Annotated in this window: 15 protein-coding genes; 2 read left to right on the top strand and 13 right to left on the bottom strand. The window is 65.3% G+C overall.

Annotated elements, in window-relative coordinates:
• Both IC50_RS10095 and IC50_RS10090 read right to left on the bottom strand, forming a co-directional pair.
• The coding region (locus IC50_RS10095; protein WP_035703584.1) for an FtsX-like permease family protein at nucleotides 1-2,420 on the bottom strand (2,420 nt) is incomplete at its 3' end.
• On the bottom strand, nucleotides 2,417-3,070 hold the full coding sequence (locus IC50_RS10090) for an ABC transporter ATP-binding protein (protein ID WP_035703582.1): 654 nt from the start codon (nucleotides 3,068-3,070) through the stop codon (nucleotides 2,417-2,419). The genes IC50_RS10090 and IC50_RS10095, both read right to left, overlap by 4 nt.
• A 147-nt stretch (nucleotides 3,071-3,217) precedes the next feature.
• Here IC50_RS10090 and IC50_RS10085 point away from each other — a divergent pair, with 147 nt between their 5' ends.
• The gene (locus IC50_RS10085; RefSeq protein ID WP_035703580.1) at nucleotides 3,218-4,555 is read left to right on the top strand and encodes an MFS transporter; all 1,338 of its coding nucleotides are present in this window, start codon (nucleotides 3,218-3,220) and stop codon (nucleotides 4,553-4,555) included.
• Between the two features lie 213 nt (nucleotides 4,556-4,768).
• Here IC50_RS10085 and IC50_RS10080 read toward each other — a convergent pair whose 3' ends face one another.
• The 11 genes from IC50_RS10080 to soxX all read right to left on the bottom strand — a co-directional run bounded on the left by IC50_RS10080 (nucleotide 4,769) and on the right by soxX (nucleotide 14,298).
• Entirely contained in the window at nucleotides 4,769-6,484 is a 1,716-nt protein-coding gene (locus tag IC50_RS10080; protein ID WP_035703577.1) for an N-acyl-D-amino-acid deacylase family protein, read from the bottom strand.
• A gap of 226 nt (nucleotides 6,485-6,710) precedes the next feature.
• Nucleotides 6,711-7,919 (bottom strand): MFS transporter, encoded by a 1,209-nt coding sequence (locus IC50_RS10075; protein ID WP_035703575.1) that lies wholly within the window; start codon nucleotides 7,917-7,919, stop codon nucleotides 6,711-6,713.
• A 200-nt stretch (nucleotides 7,920-8,119) separates the two neighbouring features.
• On the bottom strand, nucleotides 8,120-8,278 hold the full coding sequence (locus IC50_RS42420; RefSeq protein WP_035703573.1) for a hypothetical protein: 159 nt from the start codon (nucleotides 8,276-8,278) through the stop codon (nucleotides 8,120-8,122).
• Between the two features lie 73 nt (nucleotides 8,279-8,351).
• Nucleotides 8,352-9,389, bottom strand: coding sequence for an MBL fold metallo-hydrolase (locus IC50_RS10065; RefSeq protein ID WP_035703571.1), 1,038 nt, complete (start codon nucleotides 9,387-9,389; stop codon nucleotides 8,352-8,354).
• Between the two features lie 287 nt (nucleotides 9,390-9,676).
• The gene (locus IC50_RS10060) at nucleotides 9,677-10,135 is read right to left on the bottom strand and encodes a DsrE family protein (protein ID WP_035703569.1); all 459 of its coding nucleotides are present in this window, start codon (nucleotides 10,133-10,135) and stop codon (nucleotides 9,677-9,679) included.
• Nucleotides 10,132-11,883: a thiosulfohydrolase SoxB gene (soxB, locus tag IC50_RS10055; RefSeq protein ID WP_035703566.1), complete on the bottom strand. Its 1,752-nt coding sequence runs from the start codon at nucleotides 11,881-11,883 to the stop codon at nucleotides 10,132-10,134. The genes IC50_RS10060 and soxB overlap by 4 nt, the downstream gene beginning before the upstream one ends.
• 56 nt (nucleotides 11,884-11,939) lie before the next feature.
• Nucleotides 11,940-12,245: a hypothetical protein gene (locus IC50_RS10050; RefSeq protein WP_035703564.1), complete on the bottom strand. Its 306-nt coding sequence runs from the start codon at nucleotides 12,243-12,245 to the stop codon at nucleotides 11,940-11,942.
• On the bottom strand, nucleotides 12,242-13,105 hold the full coding sequence (gene soxA / locus IC50_RS10045; RefSeq protein ID WP_035703562.1) for a sulfur oxidation c-type cytochrome SoxA: 864 nt from the start codon (nucleotides 13,103-13,105) through the stop codon (nucleotides 12,242-12,244). The genes IC50_RS10050 and soxA overlap by 4 nt, the downstream gene beginning before the upstream one ends.
• Complete coding sequence (soxZ, locus tag IC50_RS10040) at nucleotides 13,105-13,416, bottom strand: thiosulfate oxidation carrier complex protein SoxZ (RefSeq protein ID WP_035703560.1); 312 nt, start codon at nucleotides 13,414-13,416, stop codon at nucleotides 13,105-13,107. The genes soxA and soxZ overlap by 1 nt, the downstream gene beginning before the upstream one ends.
• 15 nt (nucleotides 13,417-13,431) lie before the next feature.
• Nucleotides 13,432-13,917 carry a thiosulfate oxidation carrier protein SoxY gene (gene soxY / locus IC50_RS10035; RefSeq protein WP_035703558.1) on the bottom strand — a complete coding sequence of 162 codons (486 nt, stop codon included), beginning with the start codon at nucleotides 13,915-13,917 and terminating at the stop codon, nucleotides 13,432-13,434.
• A gap of 24 nt (nucleotides 13,918-13,941) precedes the next feature.
• Nucleotides 13,942-14,298, bottom strand: a complete 357-nt coding sequence (gene soxX, locus IC50_RS10030; RefSeq protein WP_035703592.1) for a sulfur oxidation c-type cytochrome SoxX — start codon at nucleotides 14,296-14,298, stop codon at nucleotides 13,942-13,944.
• Between the two features lie 233 nt (nucleotides 14,299-14,531).
• Here soxX and IC50_RS10025 point away from each other — a divergent pair, with 233 nt between their 5' ends.
• A complete protein-coding gene (locus IC50_RS10025) occupies nucleotides 14,532-15,206 on the top strand; it encodes a DUF938 domain-containing protein (protein WP_035703556.1) in 675 nt (224 codons plus the stop codon).
• Nucleotides 15,207-15,210: the final 4 nt, after the last annotated feature.

Raw genomic sequence — 15,210 nt, 5'->3', positions numbered from 1 at the left:
CCCCGCCCCAGCCGCAGCACCGGCAGCAAGGCGGCCACCAGCGAAGCAAGCAGTGCGACCACGACCAGCTCGACCAATTGCAGCGGAAACACATGGAACGGCAGCCGCCAGCCGAATGCCTTCACATTGACGATCGCGATCAGGCACCACGCCACCAGCAGGCCGAGCGGCACCGCCAGCAGGGACGTGAACAGTGCGACCGAGAGCGTCTTGGTCAGCTCGATCGCGGCAAGGCGCGGCCGCGTGATGCCGATCGCCCACAGCGGGGCGAGCTGCGGCAGGCGGGAGTTCGCCAGCGTCAGCAGGCTGGTCAGCAGCGCGATGCCGGCGACGCCGAGCGTGAAGGCGTTCAGCGCCGAGGTCACCGCGAAGGTGCGGTTGAAGATGCGGATCGATTCCGCCTTCACCGTCGCCTGGTCGGCGATCCTGCGGTCGTCGAGCGCGAACTGCTTCTGCAAAGCCGCGATCAGGCCGGGAATATTCTCCTTTGCGACGATCAGGCCCATTCGCGTCTGCGGCGTCTGCGGAAACCGCCGGATCAGTGCGGCGACGTTCACGGCGAGCTGCCCCTTGGGATTGCCGTAATCGGCATAGATGCCGACGATGTCGAGCTCCCAGCTGCCGCCCGGCGCCGGCACCTCGACGACGTCACCAATCCGCACGTTCAGCCGGCGGCTCAATTGCTCGCTGATGAAGGCGGCGTTGCCCGGCACCAGCCGGGTCCAGGCGCGCGGCGCGGCTTGCAGCAGCGGCCAGCGCTCGCGATAGAGGGCGTGATCGGGCAGGCCGAGCAATTCGACCGGCCGGCCCTGGATTTGCGCCTCGGCGCGTCCGCCCGAGAGGATCGCCTGCACATCGCCCCGATCCTTCAGCCAGTTTCGAATCGCGACGCCTTGCGCATTATCGGATGCGCTGATGTAGACGTCGGCGGCGAGCCGCCCGTTGAGCCAGCCGATGAAGGTGCGGCTGAAGGTTTCCACCATGGTGGACACCCCGACATTGACGGCGAGAGCGAGCAGCAGCGCCATCAGCGCAAGCGACAGCCCGGAAAGCTGTTGCCGGCTGTCCGCCCAGAACCACAGCGCCAGCGGTCCTCGCGCAACGCGCTGGCCAGCGAGCAGGATGATTTCGAGCAAGGCCGGCAGGACCAGAGCCGCACCCAACATCAGGGCCGCAAGCACGCCAAAGCCCGCGATCAGCGATTGTCCGTAGTGGAGCAGCAGCAGCGCGACCGCGAACACGGCGCAGGCCGCACAGCTCTGCAGGAGCAGCCAGCGGTGCTGCCGCTGCTGCCAGGCGCGCGGCTGCGCCGTCGCCAGCACCGGCATCCTGATCGCCTTGATCAGGCTGGTTGCGGCGGCCACCAGCGCGCCGGCAACGCTGATGCCGATGCCTGCAAGCCACCATTCGGGTCGTAACGTGAGCTGCCCCGGGATCTGCGCGCCATAGAGCCCGCGCAGCGAGGCCGCGACGTCGGGCAGCAGGGCAGCCGCGATGAAATAGCCGCAAGCGAGCCCGATCATTCCGGCGATCAGTGCCAGTGCCACGAGCTCGATCACCAGCACCGTGTTGACCAGCCGGGCCGAGGCGCCGCAGGCCCGCAGCGTGCGCAGCATCGGCAGTCGCTGCTCGAATGCGAGGCCGACGGCGGAGTTGACGATGAACAGGCCGACGAAGAACGACAGCAGGCCGAACGCGGTGAGGTTGAGATGGAAGCTGTCGGTGAGGCGCTCCAGCTCCGTCTCCGCATCCGGCTCGACCCGCTGCAGCCGATCGCCAACGACGCTGGCCAGCGGCGCTGGCTTGCCCTTCGGCTTGCCGATCAAGAGCCGCGAGACCTGATCCGGCTTGTTGAGCAGAAGCTGCGCCACGCCGATATCGACCACGAGCACATCGGGCACGAGCTGCGGCAGCACGCGCAGCGGCGGCAGCTTTGTGCCATTGCTGATCGCTGGCGCTGCGCCTTCCGGCTCCTGCAAGTCGGTCAGCGTCTCCCGCGCCACCAGCGTCTGGCCGGGCGGCGCGACGAAGCTGCTCAGATCCGCAGCGCCGAGACGCGGCGCGTCGCCGACATCGACCGGCAGTGTCACCGGCTCGATGCCGAGCAGCCGCACCGAGCGCCCGTTGATCTGGACCCGTCCCTCCAGCACCGGCGAGACTGGCCAGCCCGCGCGGCGGAGCTCTATGAACAGCTCCTGCGGAAAGGTTGCCGCATTTGGCGCCACCAGCATCGCCGTGCGCACGCCACCGAACGTCGCCGCGGCGCGGTCATAGGCATGGCGGGCCTGCTGGTTGATCGCCTGCACGCCGCTCCACAGCGCGGTCGCCGCGATCAGTCCGATCAGGAGCGTCGCGAACTGCATCTTGTGACGCCGCCAATGGCTGAGCAGCACGGCGAGGATCCACAGCGCGCGCCTCATGCAATGCGCCCCGCATGCAAGGTGAGGTGACGGTCGAGGGTCGCAGCCAGATGCAGGCTGTGCGTCACCATCAGGAAGCCGCAGCCGGTGCGCGCGACGAGGTCGCGCGTCAGCGCCAGCACGTCCTCTGCGGTGGCTTCGTCCAGATTGCCGGTCGGCTCGTCCGCTAGCAGCAGCGAGGGCCTTGTCGCCAGCGCCCGGCCGATCGCGACCCGTTGTTGCTGGCCGCCCGACAATTGCTCGGGATAGCGCTTCAGAAGAGCGCCGAGTCCAAGCCGTTCGACCAGCTCTTTCGTCCAGGCCGCGTCGTGGCGGGCGGCGATCCGCGCCTGGAAGGCGAGATTGTCCGCGACCGACAGGCTCGGAATCAGGTTGAACTGCTGAAAAACCAGGCCGATCCGGTCGCACCGCAAGCCGGCGCGCCCCGCATCGGACAATTTCGTGACCTCGATCTCCTCCAGCCGGATCGTGCCGCCGTCAGCGGTATCGAGCCCCGCGATCAGGTGCAGCAGCGTGCTCTTGCCGCTGCCGGATTCCCCGGTGAGTGCGACGCGCTCGCCGGCCTTGAGGTCAAGGTCGACGCCGCGCAGCACATGGACCGGTTCGCCGGCCGACGTGAAGGTCTTGGAGAGATTTCGGATGCTCAGCACGATGAATGGCGCCGGACGGAATTGACGGAAATGCTGCGTAGCACACTTGCTCCGGAAATGCCGGGGTTGCGTTGGCCTCGAAGCCGTTGTTAGCTTCCAGGACGGCCAAATCAAAAAAGTGCCGAATAAAGACAAACGGGGAGAATTATGAGCGCTCAGGGAACGCCCAATGCGGCGGTCAAGACGGCAGGGGAATCCAAGTCAACGCCAAAGGGCGCCTGGACCGTCACGTTTCTCCTCTTTCTCTTTATGGTGGTGAACTTCGCCGACAAGATCGTCGTCGGTCTCGCCGGCGTGCCGATCATGACCGACATGAAGCTCGACGCCGAGCAATTCGGCCTGCTCGGGTCCTCGTTCTTCTTCCTGTTCTCGATCTCGGCCATCGTGGTCGGCTTCATCGTCAACAAGGTGCCGACGCGCTGGGTGCTGCTGACGCTGGCGGTGATCTGGGCGCTGGCGCAATTTCCGATGGTCGGCACCGTCTCCTTCACCACGCTCCTGATTTGCCGCATCGTGCTGGGCGCGGGCGAAGGCCCGGCCTTCTCCGTCGCCGCGCACGCGATCTACAAGTGGTTCCCCGACGAGAAGCGCACGCTGCCGACCGCGATCCTGTCGCAGGGCTCGGCCTTCGGCGTCATCCTGGCGGTGCCGGCGCTGAACTGGGTCATCGTCAATCACTCCTGGCACTACGCCTTCGGCGCGCTCGGAATCGTCGGCCTGATCTGGGTTTGTGCCTGGCTCGCGCTCGGCAAGGAAGGGCCGCTGGAGGACACCCAGGTTCTCGCCGTCACCGAACCGAAAATTCCCTACATTCAGCTCCTGACCTCGCGCACCTTCCTCGGCTGCGTGATCGCGACCTTCGGCGCCTATTGGGCGCTGTCGCTGGGCCTCACCTGGTTCACGCCCTTCATCGTCAAGGGGCTCGGCTTCTCGCAGAGCCAGGCCGGCTTCATTTCGATCCTGCCCTGGGTGTTCGGCGCCACGGTCGTCATCCTCACCGGCTGGATCTCGCAGGTGATGATGGCGCGCGGCTACACCACGCGCATTTCGCGCGGCGTGCTCGGCTCGGTTCCGCTGATCGCCGGCGGCCTGATTCTCGCCATGATGCCGCATGCGCAGGGTGCCGGTCTGCAGATTGCGCTGCTCGTCGTCGGATCCGGCCTGTGCGGTGCGATCTACGTGGTCTGCCCGCCGATGCTCGGCGAGTTCACTCCGGCCTCGCAGCGCGGCGCGGTCATCGCGATCTACGGCGCGCTCTATACGCTCTCCGGCATCATCGCGCCGAGCGTGATGGGCACCGTGATCCAGCGCGCCGGCAGCATGCTCGACGGCTACATGACCGGCTTCACCATCAACGCCGTGGTCATGGCCGGCTCCGGCGTCATCGGCCTGCTGCTGCTCTGGCCGAACACCGAAAAGGCGAGGCTGACGCGCGGTACGGCCGCGCAGGCCTCGCCGCTCAAGGGTGCGGTGTCGCCGACATAAGGGGGGCACTTTCTTACCCTCCCCTGGAGGGGTCCGGGACGAGCGCAGCTCGCCCGTGGGTCGCTGCGCATGTAGCGAAGCAGAATGCGTAGCGGGGTGGGGTGACAGTCTCTCCCCGTCCAACAGTGCCCGAGTGGAGAGATCACCCCACCCCGCTCGCGCTACGCGCGATCGACCCTCCCCCTCCAGGGGAGGGTAAGCGGCAGCCTCCCCCTAGTTCACCCCCTGCGCGCCCCGAATCAGCTTCCCCGGCCGGTGTCCCGTGGCCTCGCCCTGCCGCCGCGTCACCACGCCCGACACGATGGTCGCCTCGTAGCCGTCGACATCCTGCAGCAACCTCCGCCCGCCGACCGGCAGATCGTAATGCACCTTCGGCGGATGCAGATGCAGACGGTCGTAGTCGATCACGTTGACGTCAGCTTTATAGCCCGGAGCAATGAGTCCGCGGTCGGTGAGGCCGACCGAGAGCGCGGTCTTTCGTGATTGCGCCGCGACCACGAACGGGATCGTGAGCTTCTCGCCGCGCCTGCGATCGCGCGTCCAGTGCGTCAGCAGATAGGTCGGGAAGCTCGCATCGCAGATGATGCCGCAATGCGCGCCGCCGTCGGACAGGCCTGGCACGGATTGCGGGTCGAGCAGCATCTCGCGTGTCGCATCGAGATTGCCGTCGGAATAGTTCAGGAAGGGCACGTAGAGCATGCCGCGGCCCCCGTCCGACAGCATGGCGTCATAGGCGAGTTCCTCCGGCGGACGCCCCTGCCGGCGCGCCTGCGGTCCCAGTGCGTTCTCCGGCGGCTGCTCGTAATCGGGGGGATCGCCGAGCAGGAACATCTTGTCGTAATCGGGCCGGAAGAACAGCGGATCGTCGGTCGCGGTCGCCGTCTCGCCCAAAATCGCCTTGCGCACCTCGCTCTGGTGCAGCCGCGCCAGCCGCTCCCGCAGTGGCAGATGTGCGATCGCCTTGTAGCTCGGATGGGTCTGGAACGGATTGCGCGAGAGCTCGAGTCCGAGCAGGAGGCCGACGGGGCGCGCCGCGATCTGCGCGGTGATGGAGAGGCCGCGCCTGGCCGCCGCATTGATCTCGTGCAGCGTCTGGCGCCAGCGCTGCGGGGCCTTGTCGTTCTGCGTGATCGAGAACGAGATCGGGCATTTCGTGTTGTCCGCGACCCGCAGCATCATCGGCAGGTCTTCGTGGATCGTCGAGAGATCGAGCACGAATTGCAGCACGCTGCGACCCTCCCGATGCATCGCGCCGGCAATCGCGGTGAGCTCGTCCTCGCCCGCCTTCAAGGTCGGCGTGAAATCGCCGGTCGAGGTGCGGTGGTTGAGCGTACGCGAGGTCGAGAATCCGAGCGCGCCCGAGCGTACCGCCTCGCCCGCGAGCTTTGCCATCGCCGCATTGTCCTCCGCGGTCGAGGGGTCGCGGCGCGCGCCGCGCTCGCCCATAACATAGACGCGCAACGCCGCATGCGGCAATTGCGCGCCGATGTCGATGTCGAAATTACGCTTCGAGAGCCAGTCCATGTAGTCCGGAAAGCTCTCCCAGGCCCAGGGAATGCCGGCGCTCAGCACCGGCTCCGGAATGTCCTCGACGCCCTCCATGAGCTGGATCAGGCGGGTGTGGTCCTCAGGCTTGCACGGCGCAAAGCCGACGCCGCAATTGCCCATGATCGCCGTGGTGACGCCGTTCTGCGAGGACGGCGTGATGTCCTGGCTCCAGGTGACCTGGCCGTCGTAATGGGTGTGCACGTCGACGAAGCCGGGGGTCACGAGCTTGCCGTGCGCGTCGATCTCTTCGCGGCCCTTCGACGCGACCTTGCCGACCTCGCTGATCCTGCCGCCGGTGATGGCTACATCCGCCTCGAACAGCGCGCCACCGCTTCCATCTGCGACAGTGCCGCCGCGGATCACGAGATCAGGATTGTTCATGGTGCTTCTTCCCGTTTTGCTTTGTTGTTGTACGCGTTTCTTTCTTCCGTCGTTCCGGACTAGCGAAGCGCAGATCCGGGACCCAACCACAGGGAGCTGTTTGGCGAAGACTTGGAGTTGTCAGTCGCGCGCGACGACTTCTCGCCTTGGTTCTGGGTCCCTGCGCCCCGTGCGCAATTGCGCACCAGGCAGGGACGACAGCTGAATTTGTAGCGATACCGACCGCTCAATTGGTATTCATTGGCTTCCGTTCCGTGAATGGCGACAGCACCACCGTTGCCACCATGAAGATCACGGACGCGCCGAACACCCAATGTGGCGCACTCTGATCCATGATCCAGCCGAACAGCAGCGGGCTGACGATGCCGCCGAGATTGAAGCCGGTCGAGACGATGCCGAAGGCGCGCCCGGCGGCGCCAGCCGGCGCCGCATTGCGCACCAGCATGTCGCGCGAGGGCGCGATCACGCCGGAGAGAAAACCCGCGGCCGTCATCGCCGCGGTCAGGGCCCAGCCCGGCAGCGTCACCAGCGCGATCAGCAGCACGATTGCCGCATTGGCGGCAAAGCAGGCCGCCGCGACATAGCCGTGGCGCCCGGTGTGGTCGGCGAGGAAGCCGCCCGCGAGCACGCCGGCGGCGCTGGCGGCCAGGAATGCGGTCAGTGCGACGTTGGCGATCGAATAAGTGGCACCATACCCGCTCATCAGCGCGACCACGCCGAAATTGTTGATGCCTGCGACCGACAGGCTGAGCAGCATGAACAGTGCCGTCAGCGTAATCAGCGCCGGCGTGATCACCGCCTGCTTCGGCGCGCTCTCGCCACCCGGCTTCTTCTTGTGCGCGCCGGCCTCGGGAATGCCCATGGCGACCAGCAGCAGCGCCACCAGGATCGCGATCGCGCCCGACGCGATCAGCGCGCCGAAGCCGCCGGACAGGGTGACCAGCGCGGCAACGATCGCCGGCGTCAACGCGCCGCCGAGATAGCCGGCAAAGGTGTGCACCGAGAAGGCGCGGCCCATCCGCGCCTCGTCCATGTGCTCGGCCAGGATCGCGTAGTCGGCGGGATGATAGACGCTGTTGGCGAGGCCCAGCAGCACGGCGCAGGCGATCAGCGAGGCGTAGCTGAGGTGCAGGCCGAGCAGGATCAGCGCGAGCCCGCCGAGCGTCAGCCCGACCAGCAGGATTTTGCGCGCGCCAAAATGGTCGACGAGATAGCCGATCGGCGCCTGCGTCAGGCCCGAGACGACGGCAAGCGTGGTCAGTGCGAAGCCGAGCTCGACGTAACCGACGCCGAGCCTTTCCTTCAGGAACGGAAACAGCATCGGCAGGACCAGCAGATGGAAATGGCTGACCCAATGCGCGATCGAGATTCCCGTCAGCGTGCGCAGCGCGCTGTCCGCCTTGCCTTGCTGCGGTGCGGCGAGAACGTCGACCATTGCAGCTCCGTTTCACTCCCGATGGACGCGCAAACTATCGGGGAGAGCGGTTATTTGTCCATGAACGGAGGCGCATGGCAGCTAGCGCGGCGAGGACGCTGCAATCTCGATGATTGCTCGGTGGTCCAGTGTGACACACTGTGCTCCCTCCCCCCCTTGCGGGGGAGGGAACGCACCGTTCGCGAGGCAGCTTCATGCCCTCACAACGGCTCGTCGTCCGGACCATAGCGGTCGCGTTTCGGCGTGGCGATGTCGCCGTCCTCGTAGTCGTCGTCATCGGTGGCGCGCGGAGGCGGAGGCTTCTTCGCCTTGTCGTCCGCTTGCTTGGGCTTCTCGCTCGGCTTGCCGATCTTGGCCATGGCTGTTCCCGGATGGTGATGCTGCATCCGACTCTAGCCCGGAACATATGTCCAGGTTCTGACCTCTGGCAAGTCAGTGCATGACGGGTCCGCCCGCCTTCTTCCAGGCATCGATGCCGCCGGCGATATGGGCGGTGTTGAGAAGCCCCGCTTCCTTCGCAGCCGCCACCGCCATCGCCGAGCGTTCGCCGAAGGCGCAGAAGAACACCACGCGGCGGCCGGTGGCGGCCGCGACCTCGCGCAGCATGCCGCCGGGCTTGAGGCTCTCCTCGACGGACGGATAGGGCGTGTGCAGCGCGCCTTCGAGCGTGCCGTGCTTCAGCCGCTCGTTGGTCTCGCGCAGATCGACCAGCAGGATGTCGGGCCGGCCGAGGATGCGGATCGCCTCGATTGCACTGAGCGCGCGCCCCTCCTTCTCGAGCTCCTCCTGATGCAGGCCGACGTGCATGTTGGCGGGCACCGCCACGTCCATCATCTTCGGATTGGGCAGCTTCAGGTTCGCCATCAGCTCGATATATTCGTCGACCGAGCGCACCTGGAGCCTGGGATTGTAGCGCTTCTCCTCGCCGATGGTGGAGACGGTGTCGCCCTTGTAGTCGTGGGCCGGGAACACCATCGTCTCGTCCGGCAGCTTGAGCAGGCGATTGAAGATCGAATCGTATTGCGCGCGCGCCGAGCCGTTCTGGAAATCGGTGCGGCCGGTGCCGCGGATCAGAAGCGTGTCGCCGGTGAAGACGCGGTCGCCCATCAGATAGGAATAGGAATCGTCGGTGTGGCCCGGCGTGTACATCACGTCGAGCGACAGGCCCTCGATCGTCACCTTGTCGCCGTCGGCCACCCGCATCGCCACCACGTCGGCCTTGGTCTGGTCGCCCATCACGGTCATGCAATGGGTGCGGTCGCGCAGCTCGCCGAGCCCGGTGACGTGGTCGGCATGCAGATGGGTGTCGACCGCTTTGACCAGCTTGAGGTCGAGCTCGCGCAGCAATTGGCAGTAGCGGTCGACCTTCTCCAGCACAGGATCGAGGATCAGTGCCTCACCGCCGGGGCGGCTGGCCAAGAGGTAGCTGTAGGTGCCTGAAACGCTGTCGAAGAGCTGGCGGAAGATCATGGCAGGAAGTCCGGCGTGAGGTGATTTCGACGATTCTACTACGCCAGCGGTCAAAAAGAGAAGCAATTCACTGTGTAGGCAGGAAGATTTAGAAGATCTTTATTGCGGTGCGAGTGTGGGAGTGGCGGCCATGCCGTCGCCCCACCACAGCTGTCATCGCCCGCGAAGGCGGGCGATCCAGTATTCCAGAGGCAGTGATGGGATACGGAGGGGCGGCGGCGTACTGGATTCCCCGCTTTCGCGGGGGAATGACACCGCGTGTGCGGCGACGCTGTGCCCAAAAAAACTCAGGGCCTCACCACTGTGTACCCGTTCTCCGCCAGGAACAGGATCTGCCCGACCCCGACCTGCACCGGCGTGGCCGCCTGGATGAACTCCGGCCGCCTGCCCGTCTCCCGCTCGATCGTATCGACGGTGTTGAGGCAGATGTCGAAGCGCACGCCTTGCGCGATCAGGCTCTCGACCTGTTTGCGCCGCTCGTTGCCGGCGAGAAGCAGGTCGATGCCGGGACCGAACACCACCACTTCGATCGCGATCTTGTCGGGATCGTAGGCCTTCAGCAGGTTGTTGGCGACGCTCAGCACCAGCGCCTGCTTCTTCGCATCGCCATCGGAGAGTTGCAGCACGATCCTGTGCTCGGCGAACGGCTTGTCCTGGAGCGGCACCTGTTGCGCAAAAGCGGGCGGGACCGCCGCCTGGACGAGCAGTGCCAGCATCATCGCGGCTGAGAGCTGCGACCGCATCATCCCTGTTCCGCAATGCCTGGATTGCCCTCGACCCCCTTCAGCGTCACGCCGGAGCGGAGTCGCTCCGGCAACATCCGGCCCGAGCGCAGATATTTGCCGACGACGTCCCACACTGGCGCGCCTTGCTGGCCGTTGACTGAAGCCCAGCCCGCGACCTTGTAGCGGTGGCTGGCTCTGAGCGCCTTGCCGTTGCTGAGCTTCAGCTCCGAGATGCGGCTGCCGATCGCACCGTCCGGCGTGCAGGTGTAGCTGAGCCCGCCGGCGCGCACCATGTCGCCGCCCTGCTGGTAATAGGGATCGGCATTGAAGAGATTGTCGCAGATGTCTTCCAGGACGACCTTGATCTGTGCGCCGGTCATCTCCTGCACATAGGTCTCGGCATAGGTGATCGCGGTTTCCGCGAGCAGATCCTCCATGGTCAGCGCCTGACCGGACAGCGCGGTGACGCCCCAGCGGAAGCCCGGCGACAGCGCGATCTCGGCATCGAGCTCGGTGCGCAGCGCGGTGCAGATCAGCTCGTCGACGGGCCCGGAGAAATTGTCGCGGCGGTAGAGCAGGCGATCCGGCGTTGCGATCTTCTCCGACCAGTCGCTCACATGCGGCGCGCGCAGCCGGCCGATCAGCTCGGCCATGGCAGGATCTGGCTTCAGCAGCTCGGAATAGACCGGCAGCAGATGATAGCGGATGTCGCTGACCTTGCCCTTGTCGAGCGCAAGATCGAGCACGGCCAGAAATTTCCCGTTGGAGCCGGCATTGGTGACGAGCGTGGTGCCACCCGCATTCTTGACGGCAATCGGCTGCGGCACGGCATCATGGGTGTGGCCGCCGAGGATGACGTCGATGCCGGTGACCCGGCTTGCGAGCTTGAGGTCGACATCCATGCCGTTATGCGACAGCAGGATGACGGCATCGACCTTGTCGGCGCCGCGCAGGGCATCGACATGCTTCTGCAGCTCCTCCTCGCGGATGCCAAAGGTCCAGTCCGGCGTGAAGCGCTTGGGATGCGCGATCGGCACGTAGGGGAAGGCCTGGCCGACGATCGCGACGCGATGTCCGCCGAGCTCCTTGATCATCGAGGGCCTGAACACGCGTCCCGTGGCCTTGTCGAAGGCGAGGGCGTCGTTGAACGCGGCTTCCTCGGTCAGGAAGACGTTCTGCGCCAGAAATTCGCCCTTGAAGCGCTCGAGATTGTCTCGCAGCACCTGCTCGCCATAGGTGAATTCCCAATGCCCGGTCATCGCCCCGATGCCGAGCAGATTGGCGACCTCGACCATGTCGCGGCCCTGCATGACATTGGCAAGGCCGGTGCCCTGCCAGAGATCGCCGCCGTCGACGAGCAGCGAGCGTTTCTCGCCGACATCGGCGCGCAAGCGATCTACCAGCGTCTTCAGATGGGCGAAGCCGCCGAGCTTGCCGAATCGCCCTGCGGACCTTTCGAACTCCAAGCAGGTGAATGCATAGGCATCCGCGCTGTCGGGCCGGATGCCGAACCGCTCCAGGAAGGCGCGGCCGACCAGATGCGGCGGCCGTCCCGCCATCTCACCGATGCCGATATTGACGCTGGGCTCGCGGAAATAGACCGGATTGAGCTGCGCATGCGTGTCGGTGATGTGCAGGATGCGCGCATTGCCGAACCGCTCGAGGTCATAGATGCCAGCGGTCTCGGTGCCGCGGGCCAGCCGCGGCAGGCCGAGCGTTGCGGCGGCGAGGCCTGCACGTTTGAGGAAATCGCGGCGGCGGATCGCCATTCAGAAATTCTCCGCGCCTCTCGTGATCGCGCTGGACTGTTCCACTCGGGAGCAGTCTAGCGGATTTCCATTGCTTTCCAGGCGTCTTTTTCGGACGTCGCCTGGAAGATCGACGCCTTCGCCAGCGCCTCGGCCTCCCTGGCTGCGGCAACCGCACGGTCGAAATCGCCGCCGTCGGCCGCCTTCTTCGCTGCCGCCAGCGCAGATACGGTCACGGTCCACTGATTGCGCATGCCGGCCGCCTCCTTGGAGGCGGCTTCGGCGGCGGCATACGCCGCCTTGTAGTCCGCCTCGTTTGCCGCGCGCGCGGATGGCGCAAGGCTCGAGACAAGCAACATGGCGAGAGCAAGTGACCGCTTCATGGCCGTGCTCCCGGTCCCGAGATCGGCAGGCCGTTGGCGACGTAGGACAGGAAATATTCGACGTCGCGATATTCGTCCGATTGCGGCTCCAGCGGAACCGCGCGGGTCTGGCTGTTGCAGGTGACGAAGCGACGGCTGATGGTGCCCATGCCGCTCCATTCGGAGCGGTAGATCGGCATCGCATTGAGGATGCCGAGCGCCGGTGCCAGGGTCTCGGCGCGAATGCGCTCGCCCGGGCTCTGCACGTGGCAACTCGCGCAGGAGAAGTTCATCTGGCCGCGCCGCGTGTAGAAATAGCGCTTGCCATTCTCGAACGCCGCCAGCGCGCGGGGATCGTCGGGGATCTTGATGTCCATCGGCTTGCCGCGCGAGGTAAAGGCCATGTAGGCGGTGAGCGAAGCCATCTCGTCCTTGACGTAGGAATAGGGCGCCTCGCCATTGGCCTCGCGGCAGCGGTTGAGTGCGAGCTCCAGCGTGACGACCTTGCCCTCCTTCTCGTCGAAATAGGGATAGTTCTGGCGAATGCCGATGCCGCCGTTCGGGAAGCAGTCGGCGTAGGTCTTGCCGTTCTTGAACGGGGTCGAGAACATCTCCTTGCCGGCATCTAGCGAGAACTCGTAAGGCGGGAATTCCTCCTTCTCCCGCCACTGCCGCTTCATGTCCTCGTTCATCGAATATGGACCGTTGACGAAATCCTCGTGCTTCACGGTCGGAAACTTCTGGAAGAAGAAGTTCTGGAATGCCTTGGCGTCGGCGGCGGGATCGACTGTGTCGGCTGCGACGACGCGCGTCGCGGCGAAGACAAGCGCCGCGAGTGCGCCGAGCGCCGAGCCGAGCAGAACCGTAGCGCGCTGTTTCATCACGAGATCTTCGCGGTGGTCGTATCCGACGCACCCTTGTTGTCGGTCCAGGAGATCTTGAGGTCGTCGCCCTTCCTGGCGCCGTTGAAGCTGAACTTGACGTAGGGGTCCTTGGAGACCGCAGTCCCCCAATTGGCGACGAAGACGTCCTTGCCGTTACATTCGAACTTCAGCTCCTGGATGAAGTGCGCCGGGATCAGCTCGCCCTTGGGATCCTTGACCAGGCCGGTGTCCATGGGGTGCTGGATCAGCGCCTGCACCTCGGTGATGTCGCCGTTGGCGGTGGCGCGTACGCGAATGCTGGATGCCATCTCGAACTCCTCCGCTCAACCGCCGCAGCCGCCGACGGTGACCTTCACTTCCTTCGTCGCGCTGTAGAGCTTGCCGTCGGCTTCCACGATCGCGGTCAATTTGGTGGTCTTGGCCATCTTCAGCCGGTTGGCGACAGCGGGAATCGTGCCGTCGGGAATCTTGTAGCTGGCTGCGAGCGCGAACGGGTTCTCGGCCACGAAGAACGAGATCGAGGTCACCTTGTCGAGCGAGGTCGTCACCGAGATCGGCACCACGCCGCCATTCTCGGCGATCTCCGGCGCGTCGAGCTTGACCTTGTCGGACGGCTCGGCGGTCTTGCCATAGAGTGTCTTGATCGCGTCGGCCTCGTTCTTCTGCTTGAACGCCTCTTCCGGATATTTGTCGTTGGCTGCGGAGCGCGCAGGCGCGAACGGCAGATTGCCAAGGCCGAGCAGCGCGACGGAGGCTGCGCCCTGAAGGATCAGGCGCCGCGTCGGACGAAGGCCAATGGTCGTGGTCATTCAAATCTCCTGGGCCGCCGGCCGTTACAGGGTCTGCAGGAAATCAACGATCGCGTTGATCTCCTGTTCGGTCAAAATCCGGTTCCGGCCGAATGGCGGCATCATGGTCTGCGGATTGCGCTTGGTCTCGTCGAAGATGATCGCAACCAGTTCGTCGCGATCGGGATATTTTGACTTGATGTCCTTCAGCTCCGGTCCGATCGTTCCCGGCAGGTCGCCGCCCTTGATGACGTGGCAGGTCAGGCAATTGCCCTTGCTGCGGTCGAAAGCGAGTTTCCGGCCCTCGGTCACGGCGGACTGCGCCCGCGCAGGGGCCACGGTCGCGCCGGCGAGGAGGGCCAGCGCAACCAGCAGGGCGGGCTTGCAAGGAAGGGCGGTCAAGGCATCGTCCCGGATCGTTATGTCGATGATCTCGTTTGCGGAATTGTTCAAAAGCACAAAGGGCATCGCCTGACAATCAAGACTATGCACGCGGCAAAATGGAGTTAATATCCTCCGCATTGCAACCGATGAGATAGTTCGTTCATCAGATGGGCTGGAATTAGCAAATTATTCTCGGGGCGTTTCGGCCCTCAAAGACCGTGTTTTCCGTTTCACATTTCAGGGGACGTCACTTGGCTGAATATGTCGTCGAATTTGGCAGGGACGGCGGACGGGTCGAGCCCGATGGGCGGCTCGATGCGCCGGCCTTCCATCGCAATCACGAACCGATCTGGGCGGCGCTGGAAAAGCATCTCGCCGGCGCGACCGGCGACGTGGTGGAACTCGGTAGTGGCACCGGTCAGCACGTGGTTCACTTTGCGAGCCACACGCCCGGCCTGATCTGGTGGCCGAGTGACCTCAACCAGCGCCACCTCAAGAGCATCGAAGCTTGGCGCGTGCATGCGGGCCTGCCAAACATCCGCAGCCCCCTGCGGATCGACCTCACCGATCCCGACTGGTGTCCGGAAATGAAAAGCGGGCAGGGGCCGACAAGCCTTGCCGCCGTGTTCTGCGCCAATGTCATTCACATCGCGCCCTGGGCCGTGGCCGAAGGCCTGTTCGCCGGTGCCGGCCGCTATCTGCGCGCCGACGGCAAGCTGTTCCTCTACGGCCCCTTCAAGCGCGACGGCAAGCACACTGCGCTCAGCAATGCGGTGTTCGACACCTCCTTGCGTGAAGGCAATCCTGAATGGGGCGTGCGCGACATCGGCGACGTCGAGATGCTGGCGAAGGCCGCGGGCCTTGGCCTCGTCGATTCCATCGACATGCCCGCGAACAATCTGACGCTGGTGTTTTCGCGAGGCTAGGAGG

The organism is Bradyrhizobium genomosp. I (2014), assembly GCF_000261685.1.
Lineage (GTDB): Bacteria > Pseudomonadota > Alphaproteobacteria > Rhizobiales > Xanthobacteraceae > Bradyrhizobium.
The sequence above is the reverse complement of the archived record's forward strand: the minus strand, read 5'-3'. Positions and strand labels throughout refer to the sequence as shown.

Bases quoted from the DNA above. Each gene is read 5' to 3' on its own strand.
- soxA (WP_035703562.1), bottom strand. From the start codon at position 13,105: ATGAAACAGCGCGCTACGGTTCTGCTCGGCTCGGCGCTCGGCGCACTC.
- soxY (WP_035703558.1), bottom strand. From the start codon at position 13,917: ATGACCACGACCATTGGCCTTCGTCCGACGCGGCGCCTGATCCTTCAG.
- IC50_RS10060 (WP_035703569.1), bottom strand. From the start codon at position 10,135: ATGATGCGGTCGCAGCTCTCAGCCGCGATGATGCTGGCACTGCTCGTC.
- IC50_RS10065 (WP_035703571.1), bottom strand. From the start codon at position 9,389: ATGATCTTCCGCCAGCTCTTCGACAGCGTTTCAGGCACCTACAGCTAC.
- IC50_RS10050 (WP_035703564.1), bottom strand. From the start codon at position 12,245: ATGAAGCGGTCACTTGCTCTCGCCATGTTGCTTGTCTCGAGCCTTGCG.
- IC50_RS42420 (WP_035703573.1), bottom strand. From the start codon at position 8,278: ATGGCCAAGATCGGCAAGCCGAGCGAGAAGCCCAAGCAAGCGGACGAC.
- IC50_RS10085 (WP_035703580.1), top strand. From the start codon at position 3,218: ATGAGCGCTCAGGGAACGCCCAATGCGGCGGTCAAGACGGCAGGGGAA.
- IC50_RS10075 (WP_035703575.1), bottom strand. From the start codon at position 7,919: ATGGTCGACGTTCTCGCCGCACCGCAGCAAGGCAAGGCGGACAGCGCG.
- soxB (WP_035703566.1), bottom strand. From the start codon at position 11,883: ATGGCGATCCGCCGCCGCGATTTCCTCAAACGTGCAGGCCTCGCCGCC.
- IC50_RS10080 (WP_035703577.1), bottom strand. From the start codon at position 6,484: ATGAACAATCCTGATCTCGTGATCCGCGGCGGCACTGTCGCAGATGGA.
- soxZ (WP_035703560.1), bottom strand. From the start codon at position 13,416: ATGGCATCCAGCATTCGCGTACGCGCCACCGCCAACGGCGACATCACC.